Consider the following 24280-nt stretch of genomic DNA (forward strand, 5'->3'; position numbering starts at 1 on the left):
CCTTCGCCTGAGCGATACGGCCAACGGGTCCTCAGGTCGATCGCCGGGATGGCTCCGGTGATCCACGACGACGTTTTTTTCGTCGCTTTCTCCGTCGCTGTCGTCGCCGCTGGCTTGCGGGTGGCGTCGCCAGCTGGAACTCCGGCGCGCAGCGCATCAAAGGCTACGCGCCGCAGGGCATCGTCGGCGGGCATTACCGTACCTTCTACGCGCCCGACGACGTCCGTCGGCGCGCCCGACAAGGCCGCGAAGCCAAGCAGGGGTGTAGGGATGCTATCGGCACGCGACTGGCATCGCGTGAATGTCGCGTGCGCCTGACATCGTGAAAATGAAACGTTGCCACTGCCTTCAACCTTGCCTCACCGAGATAAAGACGCACTTGAAACGCTCTGGCATCCCGCTTCACGTAGCCGACGCAAAGGTGGGGGAACCGGAGGTGCCATGATGACCCACTCGCAGACAGCCGCCATCGCGGCGTTCGAATCGCACCTGGCCAGCCCCTGGTTTCCCTGCCTTGCCGCCCAGACGGCGGCACGAGCTCGGAAGCGCGGCAATACAGCGGAAGGCACATCGTCGGCCAGTGGCAGTGCCCTTTCCGTCCCCGAGGGACCGACGCGACATGACGATCCACACCATCGCTCCACGCAGCGGCGTGGCTTTCCGGATGAGCCAGGGACAGCGCCTGACCGTGATCGACCCCGAGGGCGAGCAGGTAAGCGATCTGGTGGCGTTCAACGCCCATGACACGGACGAGTGGCTGTCGAGCGGCCGGTCGCTCGACTACGCCAGCACGTTCCTGCTCACCACGGGCGACACGCTGTATTCCAACCGAAGTTCGCCCATGTTCGTCATCGGGCGCGACGACGTCGGCCGGCACGACTTTCTCCTGGCCCCGTGCTCGAAAGAGATGTTCGCGAGACTCTATGGCCACACCGAGCCGCATCGCGGCTGTTTCGGCAATCTCGCCGCCGCGCTGGCGCCCCACGGGATCGATCCGGACCGGATCCCGACCGCCTTCAACGTTTTCATGAACGTGCAGGTCGACGGTGCCACGGGCACCCTGTCGGTGGAGCCACCCTTGAGCCGTCCCGGCGACGCCACGACCTTCGAGGCCCGCATGGACCTCATCGTGGCGTTGACCGCCTGCTCGGCAGGGATGTCGAACAACTTCCGCTTCAAGCCCATCCAGTACAGCATCGCGTAGGGCCCCCTGGCGATCCTCCACGAACCCTTCACGCATCGGATGCGTTAAATTCGCGGCTATCTTTCCGCTCGCCAGGCTCATGATCATCCTCGATTGGGCGCGTTCCCACGCTTTGCCCGCGGCCTCGCCGACCGGCGGAGGGTGTCGGGGCCGGGGGCGGCCACACGGCCAGAAGGGGGCGGCCCGCGCGTGACCGACGAGTCGACACATCTTTTCGACCTCGAGCTCAAGCTTCTGCTGGAGGCGGTCTACCTGCGCTACCACTACGATTTCCGGGGCTATGCGTTGAGCTCGCTCCGGCGTCGCGTCCGGCATGCCATGGACCGCTTCGAATGCGAACGGGTCAGCGACCTCCAGCACCGCATCCTGCGCGAGCCTGGGCTGTTCGCCGAGGCCATCCAGTACTTCACCGTGCAGGTGTCGGAGATGTTCCGCGACCCGGAGTATTTTCTCGCCCTGCGTCGGGAGGTCGTCCCGGTGCTGTCGACGTATCCGTCAATCAAGATCTGGGTCGCCGGCTGCAGCAGCGGCGAGGAAGTGTGGTCCCTGGCGATCCTGCTGGAGGAAGAGGGCCTGCTCGAACGCACGGTCATCTACGCGACCGACATCAACCAGGACGCCCTCGCCAAGGCCGAAGAGGGCTCCTATCGGGCCGATCGCCTGGACCAGTTCAGCGCGAACTACCTGGCGGCGGGCGGCCGCCGTGCGCTTTCGGATTACTATGCGCCCGTGCTCGGCCATGCGGTGTTCGACCGCCGCCTGATACGCCAGGTCGTGTTCGCCGACCACAGCCTGGCGACCGACGCGGTATTTTCCGAGATCCACCTCGTGTCGTGCCGCAACGTGCTCATCTACTTCAACCGCGAACTCCAGGACCGTGCCGTGGAACTCTTCAGCGAGGCGCTCGTGCGCAAGGGTTTCCTCGGCGTCGGCAGCAAAGAGTCGTTGCAGTTCGGTAACCACGTGCAGCGGTTCGAACCGTTCGTCGCTTCCCAGCGCATCTACCAGAGGCGCGCGTCATGATGGCTTCGCTCCTCGCGCCGCCGCCGGCCGTGTCGCCGGCGTCCGCGACCACCCATGTGCTGCTCGTCGACGACGTGCCGCAGAACCTCATCGCCATGGAGGCGTTGCTGGCCAAGGAAGACGTCAGCGTGCTCAGCGCGGCCTCGGGTGCCGAAGCGCTGGAGCTGCTGCTGAACCACGACGTCGCCCTTGCCCTGCTCGACGTGCAGATGCCGGAGATGGACGGCTTCGCCCTCGCCGAGTTGATGCGCGGCGCGTCCCGCACGCGGCATGTGCCGATCATCTTCCTCACCGCCTCGCCCAACGACCCGGCCCGTTCGTTCAAGGGGTACGAAACCGGCGCCGTCGACTTTCTCCACAAGCCGATCGAACCGCATATCATCCTGGGAAAGGTCCGGGTATTCATCCAGCTGCACCGCCAGCGCCTGGCGCTCGAGCAGCAGAACGAACAGCTCGAGCGCGCCCTGGAACTCAACCAGACGATGATGGCGGTGATGACCCATGACCTGCGTACGCCGTTGTCGGCGATCAACCTGTGCGCCGAACAGGTGATGGACGAGGCCGACGGCACGCCGATGGCCCGCCATGCGACCTTCATCAAGAGCAGCGCGGTGCGCATGTCGCGCATGATCGACCAGATGCTCGACTTCTCGCGCATCCGCTCGTCGATTCTTACCCTGGACATCCACGCCGCCGACCTGGGCAACGTCTGCGAGGAGGTGGTGGCCGAGATCCGCCGCGCCCACCCGGGCCAGCCCGTGGTGCTGACACGGGAAGGCGATCTGCGCGGCGGCTTCGACGTGGTGCGGATGGGGCAGGTGGTCGGCAACCTGCTCGGCAACGCCGTGCAGTACGGTGGCGGCGACACGATCGCGATCCATGCCGACGGCAGCCACGCTGACATGTTGCACTGTGTCGTGCGCAACGCCGGGCACATCGACGACGCCCTGCTGCCGAGGCTGTTCGAGCCGTTCAAGGGCGGGTTCAACCGCAGCACGGGCCTGGGCCTGGGCCTGTATATCGTCGACCAGTTCGTTCGCGCCCACGGCGGTTCGGTGCGCGCGGTCAACAGCAAGGCCGGCGTCTGCTTCGATTTCCGCTTTCCCCGCCGGCGCACGGCGGGCCGCCAGGACGACCGCGCGTGACCCCGTCCAAATCGCTTCCGGATCGCCGTTTTCCGCGCATTATCGGCTTCGAGGTGCCGCCGCTCAAGGCGACGGTCGACGTCGTTCGCGATGCCCCTATCGTCGGTCTGCTCGACGTCGAACCCTCCGACGAATGGATCCAGGCGTTCAACCTCCAGGCCACGGCGCTCAAGGGCGAACTGGGCCTGGCGGAAATCTCCATCGAGGGGCAGCGGATCTTCTTCTTCGGCTCCACGGCCAACGGCCGCCGCCTGGCCGGGGCGGTGCGTGCCTTCGTCGATCAGGTCAGCCGCTTGTCGGTGGATGCGCGTCTGGCTGGCACGGCCGCAGGCGATGCCGCGTTTACCCATGAGTCGACCGCCGGCCGGCCCGACGCGGGCATGCGCACGGTGCTCGTGGTCGAAGACGACGACATGCTCCGCACGCTGGCCTGCGAGGTGCTCGCCGGGGCGGACTGGCGGACGCTCGAGGCGGCCGATGCCGCCGCCGCCTTGGCGATCCTCGCCGCCGAGCCGGTGGATGCGCTGTTCACCGACGTTGACATGCCGGGCAGCATGAACGGCCTCGGCCTGGCCGACCTCGTGTTCGAGCGCTGGCCGAGCGTCGGCCTCGTCGTAACGTCCGGGCGCTACACCGTGGATGCCGGGCGGGTCCCCCGCGGCGGCGTGTTTCTGTCCAAGCCCTATCAGCGCCGGCAGCTGCTCGCTGTCATCGCCCTCGTCACCCATGCGGCTTCGTCCCGCGCCTGAGCACGACAAGAACGCTCCCCATGACCACCCGACCCCAGCCCCGGCGCCCGTCGCGCCCGTCCGGCACCGACGCGCGCACCCTCGTCGCGCTCATCGTCGTCATCGTCTTCTTTGTCTGCAGCGGCCTGATCGCCGCGGCGAACATACGCACCATCCGCGACGATAACGCGATGGTCATCCGTTCGCAGGAGACGGTGAACGCGCTCAGCGACATCCTCGCCAGCGTGCAGGATGCCGAAACGGGCCAGCGCGGGTTCCTGCTCACCGGCAACGAGCGCTACCTGGAGCCTTACCGCAACGCCGTGACGCTGGTGCCCACCCGCATCGACGCGATCCGCGATGGCGTGCGTTCCGACGCCGGCCAGTTGCAGCGCCTGAGGGAGCTTGACGTCCGTATCCGCGACAAGCTCAACGAACTGCGCGACACCATCGAGATGCGGCGCACCCGGGGCCTCGATGCGGCGCTGGCGGTGGTCAATTCCGATCGCGGCAAGGATGCGATGGACGATATCCGCCTGCGCCTGTCGGCCATGCGCGCCGTGGAATACGACCAGCGGGCCAAGCGGCTCGCCGAGATGGAAACCGCCTACGGGACCGCCTGGACCTCCGGCGCGGCGAGCGCGCTGCTCGGTATCGGCCTGACCCTTTTCGTCGGCCTGCTGGTGCGGCGTAACGCGGCGGCGCGCGAGCGCGAGGCCTGGCTCCAGGCCGGGCGGCTCGAACTGGGCGCGGTCATGGCCGGCGACAAGGCCGTGGGTGAGCTGTCCGGCACGATCCTTTCGTTTCTCGCTCGATTCCTGCACGCCGAGGCCGGCGCGCTGTTCATGCCGGTGGGCGCGGGTTTCGAGCCGGTCGGCGCGGTCGGCGTCGCGTCCGGCGACACGCCGCTCGTCCGCGGGCCGGGCAGCCTGCTGAGCCGCGCCGTCGAGGAACAGCGCGTGATGGTGGTGAGCGACCTGCCGGAGAATTACCTGCGGATCGGTTCCGGCCTGGGCCACGCCGTGCCGCGCCACCTGGTCATCGCGCCGAGCATCCACGAGGGTCAGGTGCAGGGCGTCGTGGAGCTGGGTTTCTTCCAGCCGGTGGACGCCGAGGTGGTGGCGCTGCTCGACCAGGCCAGTCCCGCGATCGCCCTGGCCCTTCGCTCGGCCGCCTACCGCGCCGAGCTGTCCCGGTTGCTGGAGGAAACCCTCCGCCAGTCCGAGACGTTGCAGGCGCAGAGCGAAGAGCTGCGCACCGCCAATGAAGAACTGGAGGCACAGAGCCGTTCGCTGCGCGAGTCGCAGCAGGAGTTGCAGACCCAGCAGGCCGAGCTTGAGCAGACCAACATGCACCTCTCGGTGCAGTCGCAGGAGCTGGAGGCGCAGCGCGACGAACTGGCGATGGCCAACGAGGCGATCGAGGCGAAGGCCCGCGAGGTGGCGCGTTCGAGCCAGTACAAGTCGGAGTTTCTCGCCAACATGAGCCACGAGTTGCGCACGCCGCTGAACTCCGCGCTCATTCTCTCCAAGCTGCTGGCCGACAACCCCAAGGGCAACCTCACCGAAGAGCAGGTCAAGTTCGCCCGGACGATCCACACCTCGGGCACCGACCTGCTCGCGTTGATCAACGACATCCTCGACCTGTCCAAGATCGAGGCCGGCCACATCGAGGTGCGCGGCGAGCCGTTTGCCGTCGACCGCCTGCTCGACGACCTCGGCAGCCTGTTGTCGCCGGTGGCCAACGACAAGGGCCTCGCCCTCACGGTGGAGGCGTCGCCGGACCTCCCCGAGACGATCGAATCCGATCGCCAGCGCATCGAGCAGATCCTCAAGAATCTGCTCTCGAACGCGCTGAAGTTCACCGAGCGGGGCGGGGTGACGCTGACCGCGAGCGCGGGCCCCGGTGGCACCGTGGCCTTCTCGGTCGCCGACACCGGCATCGGGATCGCGCCGGACCAGCAGGCGCGCATTTTCGAGGCGTTCCAGCAGGCCGACGGCTCCATCAGCCGGCGCTACGGCGGCACCGGCCTGGGCCTGTCGATCTCGCTCGAACTGGCGCGCCTGCTCGGTGGCGACATCACCGTGGCGAGCGACCCGGGACAGGGCAGCACCTTCACGCTCGTCGTGCCAGCGAAGCTTCCCCCCGCGGAACCGGGCCGCGCCAAGGCGCCGCCGCCCGCGGTCGTGCCGCGCGTATCGTCGCGTGCGCTTCCCGCGGCGCCGGCCCGTCCCCTGGCACCGCCCGTGCCGGTCGCCGCGCCCGCGGCGCCGTCGCCCGCCGACCCTCGCCGGTTGATCCTCATCATCGAGGACGACGGCACGTTCGCCGACATCGTGGCGCACCTGGCGCAGGAGATGGGTTTCCGCACGATCATCGCGTCCACCGCGGGCGACGCCTTGCTGGCCGCGCGCAAGGAACTGCCGCACGCCATCGTGCTCGACGTCGGCTTGCCGGACCAGTCCGGCCTGTCGGTGCTGGACATCCTCAAGCATGACATCCGCACGCGCCACATCCCGATCCACGTGGTGTCCGGCGAAGACCACTCGCGCACCGCGTTGTCACTCGGTGCGGTGGGCTACCTGGTCAAACCGACCACCCGCGAGGATCTCGCCCACGTGTTCGATTCGCTTGAGGCGCGCCTGTCGCAGCGCCCGCGCCGCGTGCTGGTGGTGGAGGACGATGCCGTGCAGCTCGATGCGATCCGTCATCTGCTGGCCTCGGCCGACGTCGATACGGTCGGCGCGGCCACGGCCGCGGACTGCCTGATGCGTCTCCAGCACGAAACCTTCGACTGCATGGTGCTCGATCTGTCCCTGCCCGATACCTCCGGCTTTGCGTTGCTGGAGACGTTGAGCAACCAGGAGGACTACGCCTTCCCGCCGGTCATCGTCTATACCGGGCGCGAGCTGTCGCCGGCCGAGGAAGAGCGTCTGCGGCGCTACTCCAGCTCGATCATCATCAAGGGCGCGCGTTCGCCGGAGCGCCTTCTCGACGAGGTGTCCTTGTTCCTGCACCGCGTGATCGCCGACCTCCCCGAACCGCAGCAGGGCATGATCCGTGCGGCGCTCAACCGCGACGGCACGCTCGAGGACCGGCACCTCCTCCTGGTCGAGGACGACGTGCGCAACGTCTACGCGCTCATGAGCGTGCTCGAACCGCACGGTTGCCGGGTGACCATCGCCCGCAACGGCCAGGAGGCCATCGATACCCTTGAGGCGTCGACCGCGGAAAATGCCATCGACCTCGTGCTGATGGACATCATGATGCCGGTGAAGGACGGTCTTACCGCGACCCGCGAGATCCGCCGGCAGCCGCGTTTCGCCCGGTTGCCGATCATCGCGCTCACCGCCAAGGCGATGCCGGACGACCAGCAGCAATGTATCCAGGCGGGCGCCAACGACTACGTGGCCAAGCCGATCGACGTCGACAAGCTGCTGTCGCTGATCCGGGTGTGGCTCACGGCCTGATCGCGACGTCCGCGCGGTCAGGCGGTCAACCGGCGGCGGGGAGCGCGGTACGGCGAGAAATGGGCAGGGCGATCGTGCAGTGCACCCCGTCGGCATCGAACACGTAGGTGGTTCGGGCCAGGAGCTGATAGGGCAGTGCATGCTCGATCAGCTCCCGGCCCTGGCCCTGGCCCGCGCCGGCGACGGACGCCGTGGGACCAGGCATGTGCACGCCGGTCTCCCGCCAGTCGATGTGCAGCCACGGCACGCCGTGTTCGTCACGCACCGCCCAGCGGATGTCCAGCCGGGCGGCAGATTGACCTAGCGCGCCATACTTAACGGCGTTGGTCGCCAACTCGTGAATCGCCATGGCGAGGATCTGCACGGTCGACGAGCGCAACCAGACATCGGCCGGTCCGTCCAGCGAGATGCCCTGTCGCATGCCGCCGATGGCGTCCAGTTCGGAATGCAGCAACTCGTCGAAGGCCAGGCGATCCTGTTCGTTGAGCCGGGAGAGAAGGGCCTGCACGCGCGCGAGGGCATCGAGGCGATCCTCGAAGCGCACGCGGAAATCGTCCAGGTCGGCGCTGGCCGCGAGGGTGTTGTAGCTCAGCGCGCCGACGATCGCCATGACGTTGCGCGTGCGATGTTGCAGTTCGGCCACGAGGATGCGCTGGCGCTCCTGCAACTCGCGCAGTTCATGCACGTCGGTGAACGTGCCCAGCCATTCCACCGTGGCGCCCGCGTCGTCGTGCACCGGTGTCGCGCGCATCTGGAACCATCGATAGCCCTGGTCGCCGACGTGACCGATGCGCAGTTCCATGTCGAGCCGTCCCGTGGTGGCGGCGCTCGCCCAGGCGGCGCGGGTCGCGTCGCGGTCGGCCGGGTGAATGGCGTCCAGCCAGCCCAGGGCCGCGCTCGCCATCGACGTCAGGCCGGTATAGGCGCCCCATTGGGGACTCGACCACGTCCAGTGCCCGCCTTCCAGCGAACGCCACACCAGCGGCGGAATGCCCTCGAGCAGGGTCTGCAGGCGCCGCTCCGCTTCGCGCAGTTCGGTCAGGTCGTGGCCGATGCCGCCGATCAGCCCCACCCGGCCACGCGCGTCGCGCAGCGGAAAGTCGCGGTCGCGGATCCAGCGCACGTTGCCGTCGGGGCGGCGTATGCGGTAATCGAAGGTGACGTATTCGCCACGACGCACCCGTGCGATGGCATCCTCCGCGTGCGGGCGATCGCCAGGCAAGACCAGGTCGAGCCAGGTGCGGTCCATGTCGCCCTGGAGCGCCTCCTTGCGGCCGAGCCCGTAGATCGTCTCGAACGCCGGGCTGACGTAACGCCACTCGCGGGTGACCGCGTCGCGTATCCACAGCACATCCGACGAGGCTTCGGCGAACTGGCGCAGCCGCTCGTCGCTCTCGCGCCGGGCGGCATCGTCGCGGTGGCGCTCGAGCAGGTCGGCGGTCATGCGGGCGAGCACGTCGAGCCGGCGCAGGTCTTCGGCGGAGGGGGCGTGCGGTTGCCGCCACGAGGTAGAGATCATCCCCAGCAGCTCGCCGCCACGTCCCATCAGCGGCGTGGATTGCACGCTGCGCAGGCCGCAACGCCGGTATTCGATCAGGTCGCCGGTGCCCTGGAGTTCTTCCTGGGCCTCGACGTCCCGAATGACGCAACGGTGGCCCTCGCGCATCGCCCGGCCGCACGACGACCCACGTTCGACGTCGATCTCCGACCAATGGTCGATCGACTCGGCGGCGTAACCGCGACTGGTGAGGAGAAGCAGCGAATGCGTGTCCTCGTCGTAGCGTTGCATGCTGGCCGCGTCAGCCCGCATGAGCGCCATGAGCGTGGTCATGAGGGGCTCGTAGATGGCCTCCGGTTCCTGCGCGGGGATCAGCAGCGTGCTGAACGCCTGGAGGAGGCGGGTGGCGTCCAGTTCATCCTTCAGGCGCCGGTCGCTGTCGCGTCGCGCGGTCTCGGCACGCGCGCGCTCGACCGACGACCACGTGCGTTCGGCCACCGCGGCCACCAGCCCGGTGTCGCCCTCGCTCCAGCGCCGGGGCGTGCCGTGATGGACGCCGAGGAACGCCACCAGCACGCCATCCTTCACCAGGGGAACCTTGAGCAGCGACACGGCGTGGATATCGTGGAAGGTCTGGCGCTCGGCATGGGGCAGCGCGTCCCAGGTGGCGATGTTTTCCACCACCAGCCAGCGGCCCGAGACGAGCGTGTCGCGGTGGGCCTGGCCGAAGTCGTCCAGCCGATGCCGGCCGGTGAGCGAGGCGACGCCAGGGCGGCGGAATTCGCTGCGTACGACGGCGGTGGTGTCGTCGTCCAGCTCGGCGTAGAACACCCGGTCGACCCCCAGGCATTCGCCCAGCCGACGCGTGGCCTCGCGCTGCACGGAGCGTGCCGAGGCCAGCGGGCGTAGCGCGTCGGTCATCTCCAGCAGGAAGGCCCGCCGCTCGTCAGTCTCCTTGAAATGCGTGATGTCCTGACCGATGCCGCCGATCCAGGCGACGTTGCCCTGCTCGTCGAACATCGGAAAGTCGGTGTTGCGGATCCAGCGCAGCTGTCCGTCGTTGGGCCGGCGGATGCGGTAGTCGAATGCGACATGCTCGCCCGCGCGGACGCGGTCCACGGCATCGATCACCCGGGAACGGTCTTCCGCCACGATGACCGCGATCCACCCGTCGAGGGCCTTGCCCTGCAACGCTTCCTCGCGGCTGAGTCCGTAGACGGTCTCGAAGGTCGGCGAGAGGTATTCGCTGCGCAGCGTCGTCGCGTTGCGAATCCACAGGATGTCCTGCGACGCTTCGGCAAACTGGCGGAAGCGCTCGTCGCTGGCGAACGCGTGCAGGCGAGCGGGCGGCGACGCGCTTTGCGGGGAAATGGGCTGGGTCATGCACCGTGCCGGGAAAGAAACGCGTGATGGGCCAACGGGCGCCTGCGGCACGTTTGGAATGGCCGGGTCTGTCCACCGGCACGTCACCATACCGTTCCTGCGCCATGACGGTGTGGTGGTGGCGTGAAAATGCCGTCACGCCGAAAATGAACGACGCGTGCGGGCATGAACCGCGCGGCGCGGACGGGCCTTTCACGGCGCGGCCTGGATCCTGCCGGTCATGTGAAGACCGGAGACCGACACGATGGCAGGCAAGCTGTATATCGTCCGGCACGGGCAGAGCGCCGGTAACGTGGCGCGTGACCTGGCCGAAGCGCAGGGCGATGAACTCATCGCGCTGGAACAGCGTGACGCCGACACACCGTTGTCCGAGCTGGGCCACGCCTAGGCCCATGCGCTCGGACGATGGATGGCAAGCCTTCCTGACGACCAGCGGCCTGACACGCTGCTGGCGTCGCCGTTCGTGCGTGCGCAACAGACAGCGCAGGCCGTCGCCGCCGCGCTGGGTGTCGAGCCCGCGCGGGTCGAGGTCGACGAGCGGCTGCGCGAAAAGGAGTTCGGGATCCTCGATCGGTACACCCGCAAGGGCATCGAAACGGCCTATCCGGCGCTCGCCGCCCAGCGTGGCATGGTTGGCAAGTTTTATTTCCGGCCCCCGGGCGGCGAGAGCTGGTGCGACGTGATCCTGCGTCTGCGCAGCGTCGTCGACGGTATTCGCCTAACCCGCCCCGATGCGCGCCTGGTCGTGGTCGCGCACCAGGTGATCGTGCATTGCTTCCGTTATCTCCTTGAGGGAATGCGCGAAGCGGATATCCTCGCGGTCGACCGTGAAGGCGATTTTCCGAACTGCGGCTACGCCGAATACGACGTGATACGCGAGTCGGCAGTGACGTTCACGCTGCGCCAGGGTCGCTTCGTACCGCCCGACGTCGAGGCGGTCGCGGTGACCCGGGAGAGCGACGTGCCGGCGGGTCCGCGCTGATGGACGCCACCCGCGTCACCCGCACGCTTCTGCAGCGTTGGCCGCTGCCTGCGCCGGACGGAAGCAGCAAGGAGGATCGCGGCCGCGTGGTCGTCATCGGCGGTTCGCGCGGCGTACCCGGGGCGGCCTTGCTCTCGGGTGACGCGGCCCTGCGCGCGGGTGCCGGCAAGCTCATGACCTTCACCGGCGCCGAGTCGGCGTCCACCCTTGGCGTCGCCATGCCCGAAAGCGGCATGGAGGCCGTGGCCTTGGGCGACGACGGCGAACTGGGCACGTTGACGGCCGGACAGGTGGATACCGTGCGCAAGGCCGATGCCGTGCTCGTCGGACCCGGCATGGCCACGGGCGTATCACCCGCACCGGCCCAGGCGGCGCGGGTCGCAGGTGCCGTCGTCGCGGATGCCGGTAGCCTGCACGCAGACGCGCTCGTGCCTGCCGCAGGCCGACTCGTCATCACGCCCCACGTCCCGGAAATGGCCGATCTGATGGACCTGCGTCCCGATGACGTCAGCCGGCGGGGCGCCGATGTGGCTATCGAAGCGGCCCGGCATTTCAACGCCGTGGTCGTGCTGAAGGGACCGACCACGTGGATCGCGACGCCCGACCGCACGCTGTGGGTGCATCACGTGGATGCGCCGGGACTGGGGACTTCCGGCTCCGGCGATGTGCTGGCGGGCGTGCTCACCGGGCTGCTCGCCCGCGGCGCGTCGCTGCCGCAGGCCGCGCTCTGGGGCGTGGCGGTTCATGCCCGGGCGGGACGTCGCCTGGGGCGACGGGCCGGGCGGGTCGGTTTTCTCGCGCGTGAGCTGCTGCCGGTGATCCACCGCATCCTTGCGTCGCTCGACTGACGCGACCTGCCATGCACCTGACGACCCGACGACCTCGGCCTGCACGACGTGTGGCATGCCGACGGACCATCGCGCCGTCAGCACACGTACGCATGGGGCGTCCATCGGTCGTCGGCATGGCTGGCATCGCCATCCGTTGCCCAGGCCTATCGTCGTACCGCGCCCACCGTCGCATGGAGAACCTCCAACGCGACGGTGGGCGCGAATGGCGTCAGTCGTGCTGGCAGCCCATCACGACGAGGGAGCGGGGCGGGCACACGAAGGCTTCGCCGCTGCGGCCTTTCACGTCGTTGCCCAGTTCGGGGGCCGTCGACAGCACCACCGACCACGACTGGCAATCGTCGTGCGCCGGCAGGTGGAAGGCCACGCCTTCGCTCCAGCCGTTGATCAACACCAGCAACGACACGTCGGTGCCCGGCTTGCGCACGCCGGTCTGCTGGGCGCGACCGTCCAGCAGGGCGGCGATCGAGCGGGCGTTGGCGTCGGTCCAGTGCGCGTCGTTCGCTTCGTTACCGTCCGGTGCCAGCCAGACGATGTCGCGCACGCCGCTGTCGTCGTCGTAACGACCGTTGAGAAAACGCCCGCGGCGCAGCAGCGGAAAGCGATGGCGCAAGGCGGTCAGTTCGCGTACGAAGTCGGCCAGACGGCCCTCGGTGGGGTCGCGTTCCCAGTCGATCCAGGCGATCTCGCTGTCCTGCCCGTAGGTGTTGTTGTTGCCGCCCTGCGTCTGCGCGCGTTCGTCGCCGGCCAGGAGCATCGGCGTGCCTTTGGCCAGGAACAGCGTGGCCAGCAGGTTGCGCATCTGCCGCTCGCGCAGGGCGAGGATGCCGGCATCGTCGGTTTCGCCTTCCGCGCCGCAGTTCCACGAGTGGTTGTTGTCCGAGCCGTCGCGATTGTCTTCGCCATTGGCATCGTTGTGTTTACCGTCGTAGCTCACCAGGTCGTTGAGGGTGAAGCCGTCGTGTGCCGTGATGAAATTCACGCTGGCCCACGGCCGGCGGCCGCGCTTATCGAAGAAGTCGGCCGAGCCGGTGAGACGCTTGCCGAAGTCGGCGAGCTTGCCCGCGTCGCCTTTCCAGAAGGAGCGCACATCGTCGCGGAAACGGTCGTTCCATTCCGCCCAGCCCGGCGGGAAGTGGCCGACCTGATAGCCCCCTGGGCCGCAATCCCACGGCTCGGCGATCATTTTCACCGAGGCCAGCAACGGATCCTGCGCCACCGCATCGAGGATGCCGCCGCGCTGATCGAACCCGGTGGGCTCGCGGCCAAGGATCGTCGCCAGGTCGAAGCGGAACCCGTCGACGTGCATCTCGCTCACCCAATAACGCAGCGAGTCCATCACCATCTGGATCACGCGCGGGTGGCTGACGTTGAGCGTGTTACCCGTGCCGGTGTCGTTGATGTAGAAGCGCGGATCCTCGGTCAGGCGGTAGTACGACACGTTATCGATGCCGCGGAACGACAGCGTGGGACCGAGCTCGCTGCCCTCGGCGGTGTGGTTATAGACCACGTCGAGGATCACCTCCAGGCCCTTGCCGTGCGCGGCATGCACGAGGTCGCGGAACTCGTCGCGATGGGCGCTGGCGAGATAACGGCGCTGCACGGCGAAGAAGGCGAGGGTGTTGTAGCCCCAGTAGTTGCGGCGGCCCGCCTCGAGCAGGTGGCGGTCGTCGAGGTAGGCGTGCATCGGCAGCAGTTCCACCGCCGACACGCCGAGCGAGCGGATGCCGTCCAGCACGGCCGGGGTCGCCAGGCCGGCGCAGGTGCCGCGCACGTCGTCCGGCACCGAGGGATGGCGCATGGTGTAGCCGCGCACGTGGGTCTCCATCACCACGGTCTCGTCCCAGGGCGTCTGCAGGCGCTCGTCGCCGCCCCAGTCGTAGGCTTCGTCGACCACTACCGCCTTGGGTACGAAGGGCGCGCTGTCGCGCTCGTCGAAGCTCAGGTCCTTGTCGGGGTGGCCGATGGTGTAGCCGTAGAGTTCATCGCACCAGACAAGGTCGCCGATCAGTTCACGCGCGTAGGGATCGATCAGCAGCTTGTTCGGGTTGAAGCGGTGGCCCTGTGCCGGCTCGTAGGGACCGTGCACCCGGTAGCCGTAGCGCTGGCCCGGTTTTACGTCAGGCAGGTAGCCGTGCCAGATTTCGTCGGTGTATTCGGGCAGATCGACGCGGGTTTCGTTGCCGTCGTCGTCGAACAGGCACAGCTCCACGCGGGTCGCATGGGCAGAAAACAACGCGAAGTTGGTGCCGTCGCCGTCGTGGAACGCGCCACGCGGGAAAGGACGCCCTTCGGTCACGGTGAGGGCGGGGGAAGAAGACGGGTCAGTCATGCGCGTCGGCCGGGGCGGGGGATGGGCAAGCTTCGACGGCGGAAGGTGCATGCCGCGTGGAGGCCGCATCGGCCCGGTCTTGATCCCCGGCTCACCGCGCTCCGGACGTGAAAACGCCCGGGAAGGACAAGTCCCTCCCGGGCGCGGTGACGATCAGTTGCTTTCGGTGAAGCTGATGCGCGGCGACGATCCGCCGGAGGCGGTGCAGCTGCCGAGCGTCAGGTTGTTCTGCTCGTACGTGGTGCCGGCATTGCCCAGGCACGACGGGGCGTTGGTCGTGCCGTCGTTGACGGCCACGTTCACCGTCACGTTGGAGCCCCGGTTGAACGACACTACCGGATTGTCGCTGCCGTTGCCGAAGATGTTGAACTCGGACTGGTGCCAGATCTTGTTGATGTTGAGCGTGGTGGCGCTCTGGCTCACGCTATAGGCCTTGCCGTTGACCGAGAACGACACGGTATCGACGCCGCCGGACGTCGCCGAACCGGTCAGCTTGATGCTGCCGATGTTAGACACCGACACCAGCGGGGCGCTCACCGCGTTGCTATTGCGATAGCACGCGTTCTGGTCGGGATACGCGTTCCAGCCCGAGGGGCAGCCGACCGAGTCGTATTCCGACGAGCTGCCGGCGAAGAACCAGTCCTGGATGAACGCGACCGGGGTGCGACCGTTGCTGGAATCACCGTCGCTGTCGGTGGAGTAAATGAACTGCTCCCAGGTCTGGCACGACGAGTAGCCGAATTGCGAGCAGGTGGTCGGATTGCTCGCGATATCGGTGTTGATCTGCAGGGAGTAGTCGGCCACGCCGGTGGTGACACCGGTGACGCTCGGGAACGAGCCGACCGCCGAACGGGTGAGGTTGCGCGTGCGCGCGGCGTAATCGGCGCCGTTGCCCACGGTGAACACGCTATCCGCGCGCGCCGTGGTGGTATGGCCGTTACCGTTGGTGACGGCCGGCGGCACGGAAACGAACTTCGGCGGTGCCTGGCAACGCACGGCCTGCCAGCCGACGCTGGGGAACGACGAACTGAAGCAGCCTTCCACCGACGGTGCCTGCTGTCGAATCGTCTCTTCCCATGACGCCATCGCCTGGGTGCGAGCCGCGGCGGCGATGTCGAACGTCTGCGACGCGGCCACCGGCGCCGACACTCCCGCGCTGACCACGCCCGCGACGATGCAGGCGCCAACCAGGTACTTCGTTCCGAACTTCTTCATGTAGCTGCCCCTTTATGAAGGTTGATGTGAACGATCGTGTTTCCCCCTGAGGAAGGGATATACCGTTCACGCCGGAACACTTACACGAAGGGCGTCACGTTTTTCCTGGTTTGCCGATTCGGCGGCTCGTAATATCTTGCGTTTGAATGGGTGCTGTGATCGCGTTCGCGCGATTTAAAGGCGCACGAACGGTTGCAGCATGCGCGCCATCCATCCCGAGAACATCAGCGGCGCATCGGTGGCCGCCACGCAGATGCACGGCACCCCGGGTGAGGTCACCGGCTGGTGTTCGATGTCGCAATCCAGGTCGGCCATGTCGCCGGGCGCGAAGTGACCGAGCCGGTCGTCGTAGGCACCGCGCAGGATCATCGTCAGTTCGTTCGACCCGTGCGTATGCATGGGCAGGCTACGACCGGGCGCCACGCGCAACAGCATCAGGTGGTCTTCGCGGACGCCCTGCGCGCGAATGTGATGGATGCCGGGGCCGATCCATTTCCAGTCGAGTTCGCGGTACGAGCGACCGAAATAGGGCCACAAGGGCATGGGCAGGACGTCCGGATCGTCGGCGCGCGGTGTGGACGGCGCGGTCGCTGTCGAGGTCGACGCCGATGGCTCCGCTTTGAGCTTGGCCATGAGTCGTTCGGAAGCACCCGGCGACAGGGCGAGGCCGTCGCGCTGGCTGAGCAACTGGCCGCCGATGGCATCGGTCTGTCGCAGGCGTTCGCGGCAGGCGCCGCACACGCTGAGATGGGCGGCGACCACGGCCGTGAACGCGCTCGACAGGCTCGCCGAGGAATACGCCATGAGCGTGGAAATGTCAGGATGATGGTGCGGTTTCACGGTGTTTTTCCCAGTGCCGACTGCAACTTCGCGAAGGCGCGTCGCAGGCTCGACTTGACCGAGCCCAGGGGTTGTCCCAGCTCCCGGGCGATCTCGCTGTGGCTCTTGGCTTCGAAGTAAGACATCCGGATCATCCGGGCCTGCTGCGGTGGAAGCTCGTTGACCGCGCGTTCGAGCCCCACGCCATCGGCGAACGACTCGGCGGGCGACTCACCCGGCGTCGCGGCAAGATCGTCCAACTGGTCGAGGGCATCCTGGATCTCGAGCCAGTGCGGTTCGTTGCGCACGCTGTCGATGTAGAGGTTGCGCGCGATGCGGAACAGCCACGTGGACACGTTGGCGCGGGCGGGATCGAACTGCGCCGCGCGGCGCCACACGCGGAGCATGGCCTCCTGCACCAGTTCTTCGGCCTGCGATGGCGCGATCGACATGCCTACGAGGTAGCGCTGCAGGCGCGGCCCGAAGTGGTCGAAGATGCGCATGAACGCGTCGACGTCCTGGCGCGCCGCGACCGCCGCCATGTGCGCGGACCAGTCGGTGGTGCTGTCACGGGATACGGTCACGGACACGCGTCGGGCTGCCTCGATGGAAACGATCCTGCTCGGGACCGGGTCGGTTCGCATCATAACGCGTCGCCGTGCCCGGCACCCCGGGCGTCGGTCGTGGCCCTTCCGCGGCGTGTCACGGCCTGGATTCGGGCCATTGCTGCGGTACTTTCTTCAGATCGTTGACGTTGTAGCCCATGGCCGCCACGCGGCCCACCAGCGATGCGTATTCGGCATCGGTGATCGTCGGCGTGCGGGCCATCACCCAGACGTAGTCGCGTTTGTCGCGTGCCACGATCACGAAGCGGTAGCCCGGATCCAGCCAGGAGATCACGTATTGCGCCTTGATCGGCCAGATGAACTGCATGCCCCACACCGCGTTGTTCGTGTCGGCGTGCGGGTAGCCCTTGGCGTGCATGGTCTTCAGTTCGCCGGTCGCGGACTCCTTGCGATAGCGGAAGTCGGTGCGCACGACGCCGTCCGGTTGCAGCCGGTACGACTCGATAGCGTTGACCGCGCCCTTCTCGAAGCGGCTCGGAATGGAGGCGATCACGTACCAGTCGCCCATGTAGCGGGCCACGTCCACCTGGGGCACGCGGGGCACCGTGGGCTGCGTGGAGCACGCGGCGAGGGGAAACAGGGCGAGGGCGACCTGGCCCAGGCGTGCGGTAAGGGATTTCATCGGTTCGTCTCCTCGATCAGCGGTTCGGCACGAACCGGTAGTGGGACACCATCCACTCCTGGCCATGTGCGTAGCCGAACAGTTCGGCGCACGACATCCAGAAGATCCGCCAGCGCAGGGACCACAGCTGGCCCAGTTCCTTCGAACGGTAGGCGTCCGACAGGATGCGCAGCACGTCGTCGCGGCGCTGGTCCTGGTTGGCGAGCCATGCGTTGGCCGTCCGTTCGTAATGCGTGCCGTCGACGAGCCATTGCTGGTCGATGCGCAGGTGTTGCTGGAACCACAGCAGCGTGTCGGCCGCGGGCATCATGCCGCCGGTGAAGAAATGCCGGCCCATCCAGTTGTCCGACCCGTCGGTGTCGAAAAGGTAGGCCGATTGGCGGTGCACGAAGATGTGCACGAAAAGCGCCCCGCCGGGACGCAGCCAGCCGGCGATGCGCTCCATCAGCGAGCGGTGGTTGCGCACGTGCTCGAACATCTCGACGGAAACGCAGCGGTCGAAGCTTGCCGCCGGCCACTCGAGCGCATTGATGTCGCAGGTGACCACGCGCACGTTGCCGAGGCCGCGACGGATCGCCTCCGATTCGATATGCACCCGTTGGGAGCGCGAGTTGGACACCGCCGTGATGCGCGCATGGGGGTAACGCTCGGCCATCCACAGGGTGAGCGAGCCCCAGCCGCACCCCAGTTCGAGGATATCCTGCCCGTCGGCGAGCTGCGCGCGCTCGCCGTAGAGTTGCAGCATGGCTTCCTCGGCCTGGTCGAGCGTCTCCGTCCCGGTGGGGAAAAAGCACGACGAATACTTCAGCCGGGCACCCAGGCACTGCTGGAAAAAGGCGGTCGGCACTTCGTAATGCTGGGCGTTGGCGTCGTCGGTGTGGATGGCGAGCGGGGCCTTCGCCAGCGTCTCGATGAGCGTACGGTGGCGGGCGAGTTGCGCAGGCGCGCCACCCTCCAGGCATTCGGCCAGGCGTTGCTCGCACAGGCGGCGTATGCCGAGGCGGATCGCCGCGTCAGGCAACAGGCCGCGTTCGGCCAGACCGAGAAGGCCCGGGGCGGGGCGGTCGGCCGCCAGCGTCTGCGATTCGGCCATCGTGGCGTTCATGGGCGTTCTCCGGACGTGCGTGAGGGGGAAGGGAACCAGGGAATCAACATCGGGGTGGTGCGCTGGTAGTCGCGGTAGTCGTCGCCGCGGGAGCGCACGGCCTGTGCTTCGGTGAACGGGATGCCGCTGACCCAGCGAAGGAACACGTACATCACGACGGGCCCGAGCCAGGCCAGCCAGCCCATGGGCGCACCGACCGCCAGGGCAACGTAGGCGAACCAATGCACCCATTCGAAGAAATAGTTCGGGTGGCGCGAGTACTTCCACAGGCCGCCCCGATACGTCTTGCCGTGGCGCGCCGCGTCGGTCTTGTGCCGAGCCAGCTGACGGTCGGCGATGGCTTCACCGCCGACGCTGACGATCCACAATGCCACCGCGAGCACCATCCATCCGGAAAAGGGCCGCGGATTCGCCGCGGCGGCCATGAACGGCACGGCGAACAGCAGCACGATCGCCGCCTGCGCCTGGAAGAACGCGAAAAACTTGCCTTGGTGGCCGTTCCAGTGCGAACGCAGGTAACGGTAGCGGCCATCCTCTTCTTCGCCGCGCACGCGGGTCCACAGGTGCAGGGCCAGACGCGCGGCCCATGCGCCCCCCATCGCGGCGGTCAGCAGGCGGGGAAGCACGGCGCCTTCGCCGTTCAGGGCCATCCACACGGCGGCCAGGCCCAGCCCCGCGGCCCACAGCACGTCGACGATACCGGCGTTGCGGCGCCGCCGCTGCCACAGCCAGCCGAAGGTCATGATCGTCACCATGGCCAGCGCGAGCAGCACGAAGGACCACGCCACGGACACGATGCCGCCGCTCACGGCACCCACCTCGACGTCGCGGGCCGCGCACCCGGGCGAGCGAGCACCAGATGCGACACGCCGATGGAGCGCTCCAGGAAGCCACCTTCGCAGTAAGCGAGGTAGAACTCCCACAGGCGGGCAAAGCGCGCGTCGAAGCCCTGGCGATGCACATCGTCGAGCCGGGCGAGGAAACGCTCGCGCCACGCGTGCAGCGTGCGCGCGTAGGAAAGGCCGAAATCTTCCAGGTGTACGAGGGCCAGATCGCCGGCACGCGTCTTCGCCTGGAGCATGGCGCTCACCGACGGTATGAAGCTGCCGGGAAATACGTAGCGCTTGATGAAATCGACCGAGTCCAGCGCCTGGGCGTAGCGGTGGTCTTCGATGGTGATCGCCTGCACGAGCGCCATGCCCTCCGGCGTCAACAGGTGGCCGATCTTGGCGAAGTAGGTTTCCATGTACGTCGCGCCGATGGCTTCGATCATCTCGATCGACACGACGCGGTCGAAGGTGCCGTCGACGTCACGGTAGTCCTGTTGGAGCACGGTAATCCGTTCGGCCAGGCCCGCCTGCTCTACGCGGTCGCGCGCCAGTCGATACTGCTCGGCGGAGATGGTGGTGGTGGTCACGTGACAGCCGTAGCGGGCGGCCGCGTGCAGGGCGAAGCCGCCCCATCCGGTGCCGATCTCCATGACGCGCAGGCCGGGGCGCAGCGCCAGCTTCTGGCAGATGGTGTCGAGCTTGCGGGTGGACGCCGCTTCGAGGGTGTCGGTCTCGTCGGTCCACAGCGCGGAGGAGTACATCAGGTCGTCGGAAAGAAACAGCCCGAAGAAATCATTGCCCAGATCGTAGTGCGCGGCGATGTTGCGCCGGCTGCCCGCGCGGGTGTTTTCGCGCAGCGCGTGCCAGGCGCGCATCGCCATGCCGCCCCAGCGGGCGAGGCCGGTTTCCATGCCGTCGAGCAGGTCCCGATTGCGTACGAGCAGGCGCACGAGCCCCACGAGGTCGTTGCCGTGCCAGTAGCCTTCGATGAAAGCCTCGGCGGCACCGACGCTGCCGTTCATCGCCGCCAGGCGATAGAACCGCGTGTCGGTCACGTCGATGTGCACGTCCAGGCCGTGGCCCGACGCATCGGCCTGGCCCAGTTCCTCGGTGCCCCAGGCGTCGCTGACCACGATGCGCCCATGCCTCAGGCCGGCGAGCGTATTCAGCAGCTGCTGCCGGAGCAGGCGGTCCAGGGCGGACGCACCGGCGGCGCGGGCCGCCAGCGGCGTGTTCTTGATGAGTTCGTTCATGGCGCGTCTCCGGGCGTGCTGCCGTGGCGTGCGTCGGTAAGGGAAGCCAGGCCGGGGTGGTCGTGGACGGGCGTGCGTTTGAGCCACAGGCGAAGCGCCTGCCAGTGGATGGCGCCCATCACCTGGGCGGTCATCAACGGGTAGCGCCAGAGCACGCGGGCAAGCGAGGCGGCGTTCAGGGGGCGACGATCGAGGGCGAGGTCGGCGTCGAATTCGCAGGCATCGCCCCGATGCACCTTCATGTGCACGCGCAGGTCGTCGGCCGGCGCCGTGAAGCGCCAGTCGTAGGCGCGCTCCATGGCCATGAACGGCGACACATGGAAGGCCTTGTCGAAGTGCCAGGCCATCGCGCGGCCGTGGCGCGCGGCGCGGTCGACCGGCAGCACGTAGGCGTGGCGCTCACCCCACGGCGTATTGGTGATTTCCGCCACGATCGTATCCAGCGTCGTGCGGTCTTCGCCGTAGCAGTAGTAGAACGTCACCGGGTTAAATACGTAACCGCCGTAGCGAAGGTGCGACAGCATGCGGATGGGGCCGCGAGGGCGGTGCCCCGTTCGGGCGTGCACGCGCCGCCTCACCGCTTCGTCCAGCGGCAGGTCGTCCGGTCCCAGGTAATCGGCGCGCCGCCACTGCGCGAGGTTGCGCCGCTCGATCGACCAGAACCAGCGGTCGCGGAAGACATCCTCCAGTTCGCCCAGGTCGAGATACACCTGTGCCATGCGATAGGTGAACGCATGTTCCCGGGGCAGATGGCGCCGATGCGTCACGCGCCCTTCGTAGATGGCGCTGGCGAGGGCGGTCACGCGGTGTTCCTCGCGCACACGCGGCGAATGCCGTTGACGACATCCATCGCGCTGCGCATGCCGTCTTCGTGGAATCCCCAGCCCCAGTAGGCGCCGGCGAACCAGTAGCGATTCACCCCCTGGATATCGCCCTTGCGCGACTGCGCGCGTACGGTCGCCGCGGTGTAGACCGGGTGGGCGTAGGTCATCCGTCGCAGGATGCGGGCCGGGTCGATGCGCCCGGTCTGGTTGAGGCTAACAATGAAGGGACGCGGCGACTCGATACGCTGCAACAGGTTCATGTAATAGCTGACGGTGCATGCCTCACCGGGCGCGGCGGGCAGCAGCGCGTTCCACGCCGCCCAGGCCTTGCGATGGCTGGGCAGCACGCTGGCATCGGTGTGTAGCACCGTGTCGTTGACCTGGTAGGGAATCGCGCCCAGCACGGTCCGTTCCGCGTTCGAGGCGTCATCGAGCAGGGAAAGGGCCTGGTCGCTGTGGCAGGCAAAGATCACCTGGTCGAAGCGCTCCGTGCCGTGCGACGACACCAGCGCCACGCCGTCCGCGTCGCGGCGCACCGAGCGCACGGGGCTGGACAGCCGTTCGGTGACCCGCCAGCGGGTGCGCATGGCCTCGATGTAAGTACGCGAGCCACCGCGCACCACCTGCCATTGCGGCCTGTCGTTAACCTGGAGCATCTGGTGGTTGGCCATGAAGCGCACGAGGTATTGCACGGGAAACTTGAGGATGCTTTCGGGCGGCGACGACCACAGCGCCGATGCCATCGGCACGAGGTGCTCGTCGCGGAACGCCGCGCCGTAACCGTGCCGCGCCAGATAGTCGCCCAGGCTGGGGCCCGCGTCGGCGAGATCGAGAACCGACGGGGCTTCGCGGTAGAAGCGCATGAGGTCGCGCACCATGCCGATGAAGCGCGGCGACAGCAGGTTTCGTCGTTGGCAGAACAGCGTGTCGAGAGTGGTTGCGTTGTATTCGAGGCCGGTGGCCTCGTTACGCACCGAGAAGCTCATCGTGGTCGGCTGCGAGGCGACCCCCAGTTCGTCGAACAGCCCGTGCAGCAACGGATAATGCGCGGGGTTGTGCACGATGAAGCCGCTGTCGACGCGATAGTGCCTGCCGTCCAGTTCAATGTCGTGCGTATGGGTATGGCCGCCGAGGTAGTCGTTGGCCTCGAACAGCACCACCTCGTGCTCCCGCCCGAGCAGCCATGCCGATGCGAGCCCCGAGATGCCCGAGCCGATGATCGCGATGCGCATGTCAGGCCACCGCCTTGGCGCGTACCCAGGCCGGGATCGGCTTGAGGTCCCATACCAGGCCCAGCGCCTGCATCAGCTTGAGCCCGTACCAGGTGATGTCCACTTCCCACCAGCGAAAACCCTGTCGCGCGGAGCCCGGGTAGAAGTGGTGGTTGTTGTGCCAGCCCTCGCCGAATGTGATCAGGGCGAGCCAGAGATTGTTGCGGCTGTCGTCTCGCGTGCGAAAGCGGCGCGAGCCGAACTGGTGGGCGAGCGAGTTGATGGTGACCGTGGCATGGAACAGCACGATCGTTGAAATGAAAAAGCCCCACACCAGCATCTGCGGGCCGCTCGTGCCCCATGCCGGCACGACCGCTTCGAGCAGGGCGCCCAGGCCGTACAGGGCCACGGCCAGCGCGACGGGTACCGCGAGGTCGTAGCGGTCGAGCCAACGCAGTTCGGGGTAGCCGCGCAGGTCGGGCAGGCGTTCGACGTGCGTGGTGAAGGCCGCGGGGGTCAGGAACCAACCCGCGTGGCTCCAGAGAAACCCATGCACGCCGGGGGAGTGCAGGTCCTGCGGCGTGTCGGCGTGGATGTGGTGATGACGGTGATGCGCCGCCCACCACAGGGGCCCACGCTGCACGCAGGCGGCGCCGATCACGGCGAACACGAACTGCACGGCGCGCGAGGTGCGAAACGCCCGGTGGGAAAAATAGCGATGGTAGAACCCGGTGATCGCGAACATCCGCAGGGCATACAGCGCGGCCGCGACCACCACGGCCACCGGCGAGACACCGACCCAGACGACCCCCAGGCAGGCCAGGTGCATGGCGATGAAGGGAATCGCGCGTACCCAGTCGATCCGCCGGTCGTCGCCCCCCGCTGGCGCGGCCGCACCGTCGAACCACTGCCTCAGGCTCGCGAAGCGGGGGCGGCGGGCGGCGGGGGCGGCGGCCGGGTCCGGGGCATTGGGGTTCATGAACACGATTCCTCCATCTGTTCTCACCATGCTTACGTCCAAACCCGCCGATCGGATGCACGGGATCGGTCGGAGAGGTTGCGAGAGGTTGCGTGCGTGACATCCATGTGTCCGTTCGGTGAATGTTGAACCTTCTTTCAGGGCACAACTTCGCGGGGGCGAAACTCATGGTTCGTAGCGAAA

General features: G+C 67.6%; 18 protein-coding genes and 1 pseudogene. 7 read left to right on the plus strand and 12 right to left on the minus strand.

What is annotated here, in order from left to right; translation table 11 throughout:
- Positions 1–619 precede the first annotated feature (619 nt).
- From PI246_RS04345 to PI246_RS04365, 5 genes are all read left to right on the plus strand, one after another.
- Positions 620–1204 carry an urea carboxylase-associated family protein gene (locus PI246_RS04345; protein WP_320550056.1) on the plus strand — a complete coding sequence of 195 codons (585 nt, stop codon included), beginning with the start codon at positions 620–622 and terminating at the stop codon, positions 1202–1204.
- A 189-nt stretch (positions 1205–1393) separates the two neighbouring features.
- A complete protein-coding gene (locus PI246_RS04350; protein ID WP_320550057.1) occupies positions 1394–2227 on the plus strand; it encodes a CheR family methyltransferase in 834 nt (277 codons plus the stop codon).
- Complete coding sequence (locus PI246_RS04355) at positions 2227–3372, plus strand: hybrid sensor histidine kinase/response regulator (RefSeq protein ID WP_320550248.1); 1146 nt, start codon at positions 2227–2229, stop codon at positions 3370–3372. The genes PI246_RS04350 and PI246_RS04355 overlap by 1 nt, the downstream gene beginning before the upstream one ends.
- Positions 3369–4121: a response regulator gene (locus PI246_RS04360; RefSeq protein ID WP_320550058.1), complete on the plus strand. Its 753-nt coding sequence runs from the start codon at positions 3369–3371 to the stop codon at positions 4119–4121. The genes PI246_RS04355 and PI246_RS04360 overlap by 4 nt, the downstream gene beginning before the upstream one ends.
- 20 nt (positions 4122–4141) lie before the next feature.
- Complete coding sequence (locus PI246_RS04365; RefSeq protein WP_320550059.1) at positions 4142–7570, plus strand: response regulator; 3429 nt, start codon at positions 4142–4144, stop codon at positions 7568–7570.
- A 25-nt stretch (positions 7571–7595) separates the two neighbouring features.
- Here the strand turns inward: PI246_RS04365 and PI246_RS04370 are convergent, their stop codons facing one another.
- Positions 7596–10451, minus strand: a complete 2856-nt coding sequence (locus tag PI246_RS04370) for a PAS domain-containing protein (protein WP_320550060.1) — start codon at positions 10449–10451, stop codon at positions 7596–7598.
- Between the two features lie 244 nt (positions 10452–10695).
- On the opposite strand from PI246_RS04370, the pseudogene PI246_RS04375 reads away from it, so the two are divergent.
- Together PI246_RS04375 and PI246_RS04380 are read left to right on the plus strand one after the other, a co-directional pair.
- A pseudogene (locus PI246_RS04375) lies at positions 10696–11433 on the plus strand (histidine phosphatase family protein).
- Positions 11433–12281, plus strand: a complete 849-nt coding sequence (locus PI246_RS04380) for an NAD(P)H-hydrate dehydratase (protein ID WP_320550061.1) — start codon at positions 11433–11435, stop codon at positions 12279–12281. The pseudogene PI246_RS04375 and the gene PI246_RS04380 overlap by 1 nt, the downstream one beginning before the upstream one ends.
- 211 nt (positions 12282–12492) lie before the next feature.
- On the opposite strand, the gene glgX is transcribed toward PI246_RS04380, so the two are convergent.
- The 11 genes from glgX to PI246_RS04435 form a co-directional block, all read right to left on the minus strand.
- Positions 12493–14613 carry a glycogen debranching protein GlgX gene (gene glgX, locus PI246_RS04385; RefSeq protein ID WP_320550062.1) on the minus strand — a complete coding sequence of 707 codons (2121 nt, stop codon included), beginning with the start codon at positions 14611–14613 and terminating at the stop codon, positions 12493–12495.
- 153 nt (positions 14614–14766) lie between these two features.
- The gene (locus PI246_RS04390; protein WP_320550063.1) at positions 14767–15828 is read right to left on the minus strand and encodes a hypothetical protein; all 1062 of its coding nucleotides are present in this window, start codon (positions 15826–15828) and stop codon (positions 14767–14769) included.
- 174 nt (positions 15829–16002) lie between these two features.
- Entirely contained in the window at positions 16003–16668 is a 666-nt protein-coding gene (locus PI246_RS04395; protein WP_320550064.1) for a ChrR family anti-sigma-E factor, read from the minus strand.
- Positions 16665–17294, minus strand: coding sequence for a sigma-70 family RNA polymerase sigma factor (locus PI246_RS04400; protein WP_407069769.1), 630 nt, complete (start codon positions 17292–17294; stop codon positions 16665–16667). Before PI246_RS04400 ends, PI246_RS04395 begins: the two co-directional genes overlap by 4 nt.
- 55 nt (positions 17295–17349) lie before the next feature.
- Complete coding sequence (locus tag PI246_RS04405) at positions 17350–17895, minus strand: lipocalin family protein (RefSeq protein ID WP_320550065.1); 546 nt, start codon at positions 17893–17895, stop codon at positions 17350–17352.
- A 16-nt stretch (positions 17896–17911) separates the two neighbouring features.
- Positions 17912–19000 carry an SAM-dependent methyltransferase gene (locus tag PI246_RS04410; RefSeq protein WP_407069770.1) on the minus strand — a complete coding sequence of 363 codons (1089 nt, stop codon included), beginning with the start codon at positions 18998–19000 and terminating at the stop codon, positions 17912–17914.
- Positions 18997–19797 carry a DUF1295 domain-containing protein gene (locus PI246_RS04415; protein ID WP_407069779.1) on the minus strand — a complete coding sequence of 267 codons (801 nt, stop codon included), beginning with the start codon at positions 19795–19797 and terminating at the stop codon, positions 18997–18999. Before PI246_RS04415 ends, PI246_RS04410 begins: the two co-directional genes overlap by 4 nt.
- Before the next feature lie 8 nt (positions 19798–19805).
- Positions 19806–21083 (minus strand): cyclopropane-fatty-acyl-phospholipid synthase family protein, encoded by a 1278-nt coding sequence (locus PI246_RS04420; protein ID WP_320550066.1) that lies wholly within the window; start codon positions 21081–21083, stop codon positions 19806–19808.
- Positions 21080–21886 (minus strand): DUF1365 domain-containing protein, encoded by an 807-nt coding sequence (locus PI246_RS04425; RefSeq protein WP_320550067.1) that lies wholly within the window; start codon positions 21884–21886, stop codon positions 21080–21082. The genes PI246_RS04420 and PI246_RS04425 overlap by 4 nt, the downstream gene beginning before the upstream one ends.
- On the minus strand, positions 21883–23139 hold the full coding sequence (locus PI246_RS04430) for an NAD(P)/FAD-dependent oxidoreductase (protein WP_320550068.1): 1257 nt from the start codon (positions 23137–23139) through the stop codon (positions 21883–21885). Before PI246_RS04430 ends, PI246_RS04425 begins: the two co-directional genes overlap by 4 nt.
- Before the next feature lies 1 nt (position 23140).
- Complete coding sequence (locus tag PI246_RS04435; RefSeq protein WP_320550069.1) at positions 23141–24097, minus strand: acyl-CoA desaturase; 957 nt, start codon at positions 24095–24097, stop codon at positions 23141–23143.
- Between the last annotated feature and the right edge of the window lie 183 nt (positions 24098–24280).

This window comes from Luteibacter sahnii, from assembly GCF_034063545.1.
GTDB classification, from domain to species: domain Bacteria; phylum Pseudomonadota; class Gammaproteobacteria; order Xanthomonadales; family Rhodanobacteraceae; genus Luteibacter; species Luteibacter sahnii.

Excerpts from the sequence above, each read along its gene's own strand:
- PI246_RS04345 (WP_320550056.1), top strand. The coding sequence starts at position 620 with ATGACGATCCACACCATCGCTCCACGCAGCGGCGTGGCTTTCCGGATG.
- PI246_RS04355 (WP_320550248.1), top strand. The coding sequence starts at position 2,227 with ATGGCTTCGCTCCTCGCGCCGCCGCCGGCCGTGTCGCCGGCGTCCGCG.
- PI246_RS04365 (WP_320550059.1), top strand. The coding sequence starts at position 4,142 with ATGACCACCCGACCCCAGCCCCGGCGCCCGTCGCGCCCGTCCGGCACC.
- PI246_RS04370 (WP_320550060.1), bottom strand. The coding sequence starts at position 10,451 with ATGACCCAGCCCATTTCCCCGCAAAGCGCGTCGCCGCCCGCTCGCCTG.
- PI246_RS04380 (WP_320550061.1), top strand. The coding sequence starts at position 11,433 with ATGGACGCCACCCGCGTCACCCGCACGCTTCTGCAGCGTTGGCCGCTG.
- glgX (WP_320550062.1), bottom strand. The coding sequence starts at position 14,613 with ATGACTGACCCGTCTTCTTCCCCCGCCCTCACCGTGACCGAAGGGCGT.
- PI246_RS04390 (WP_320550063.1), bottom strand. The coding sequence starts at position 15,828 with ATGAAGAAGTTCGGAACGAAGTACCTGGTTGGCGCCTGCATCGTCGCG.
- PI246_RS04400 (WP_407069769.1), bottom strand. The coding sequence starts at position 17,294 with ATGATGCGAACCGACCCGGTCCCGAGCAGGATCGTTTCCATCGAGGCA.
- PI246_RS04405 (WP_320550065.1), bottom strand. The coding sequence starts at position 17,895 with ATGAAATCCCTTACCGCACGCCTGGGCCAGGTCGCCCTCGCCCTGTTT.
- PI246_RS04410 (WP_407069770.1), bottom strand. The coding sequence starts at position 19,000 with ATGAACGCCACGATGGCCGAATCGCAGACGCTGGCGGCCGACCGCCCC.
- PI246_RS04420 (WP_320550066.1), bottom strand. The coding sequence starts at position 21,083 with ATGAACGAACTCATCAAGAACACGCCGCTGGCGGCCCGCGCCGCCGGT.
- PI246_RS04430 (WP_320550068.1), bottom strand. The coding sequence starts at position 23,139 with ATGCGCATCGCGATCATCGGCTCGGGCATCTCGGGGCTCGCATCGGCA.
- PI246_RS04435 (WP_320550069.1), bottom strand. The coding sequence starts at position 24,097 with ATGAACCCCAATGCCCCGGACCCGGCCGCCGCCCCCGCCGCCCGCCGC.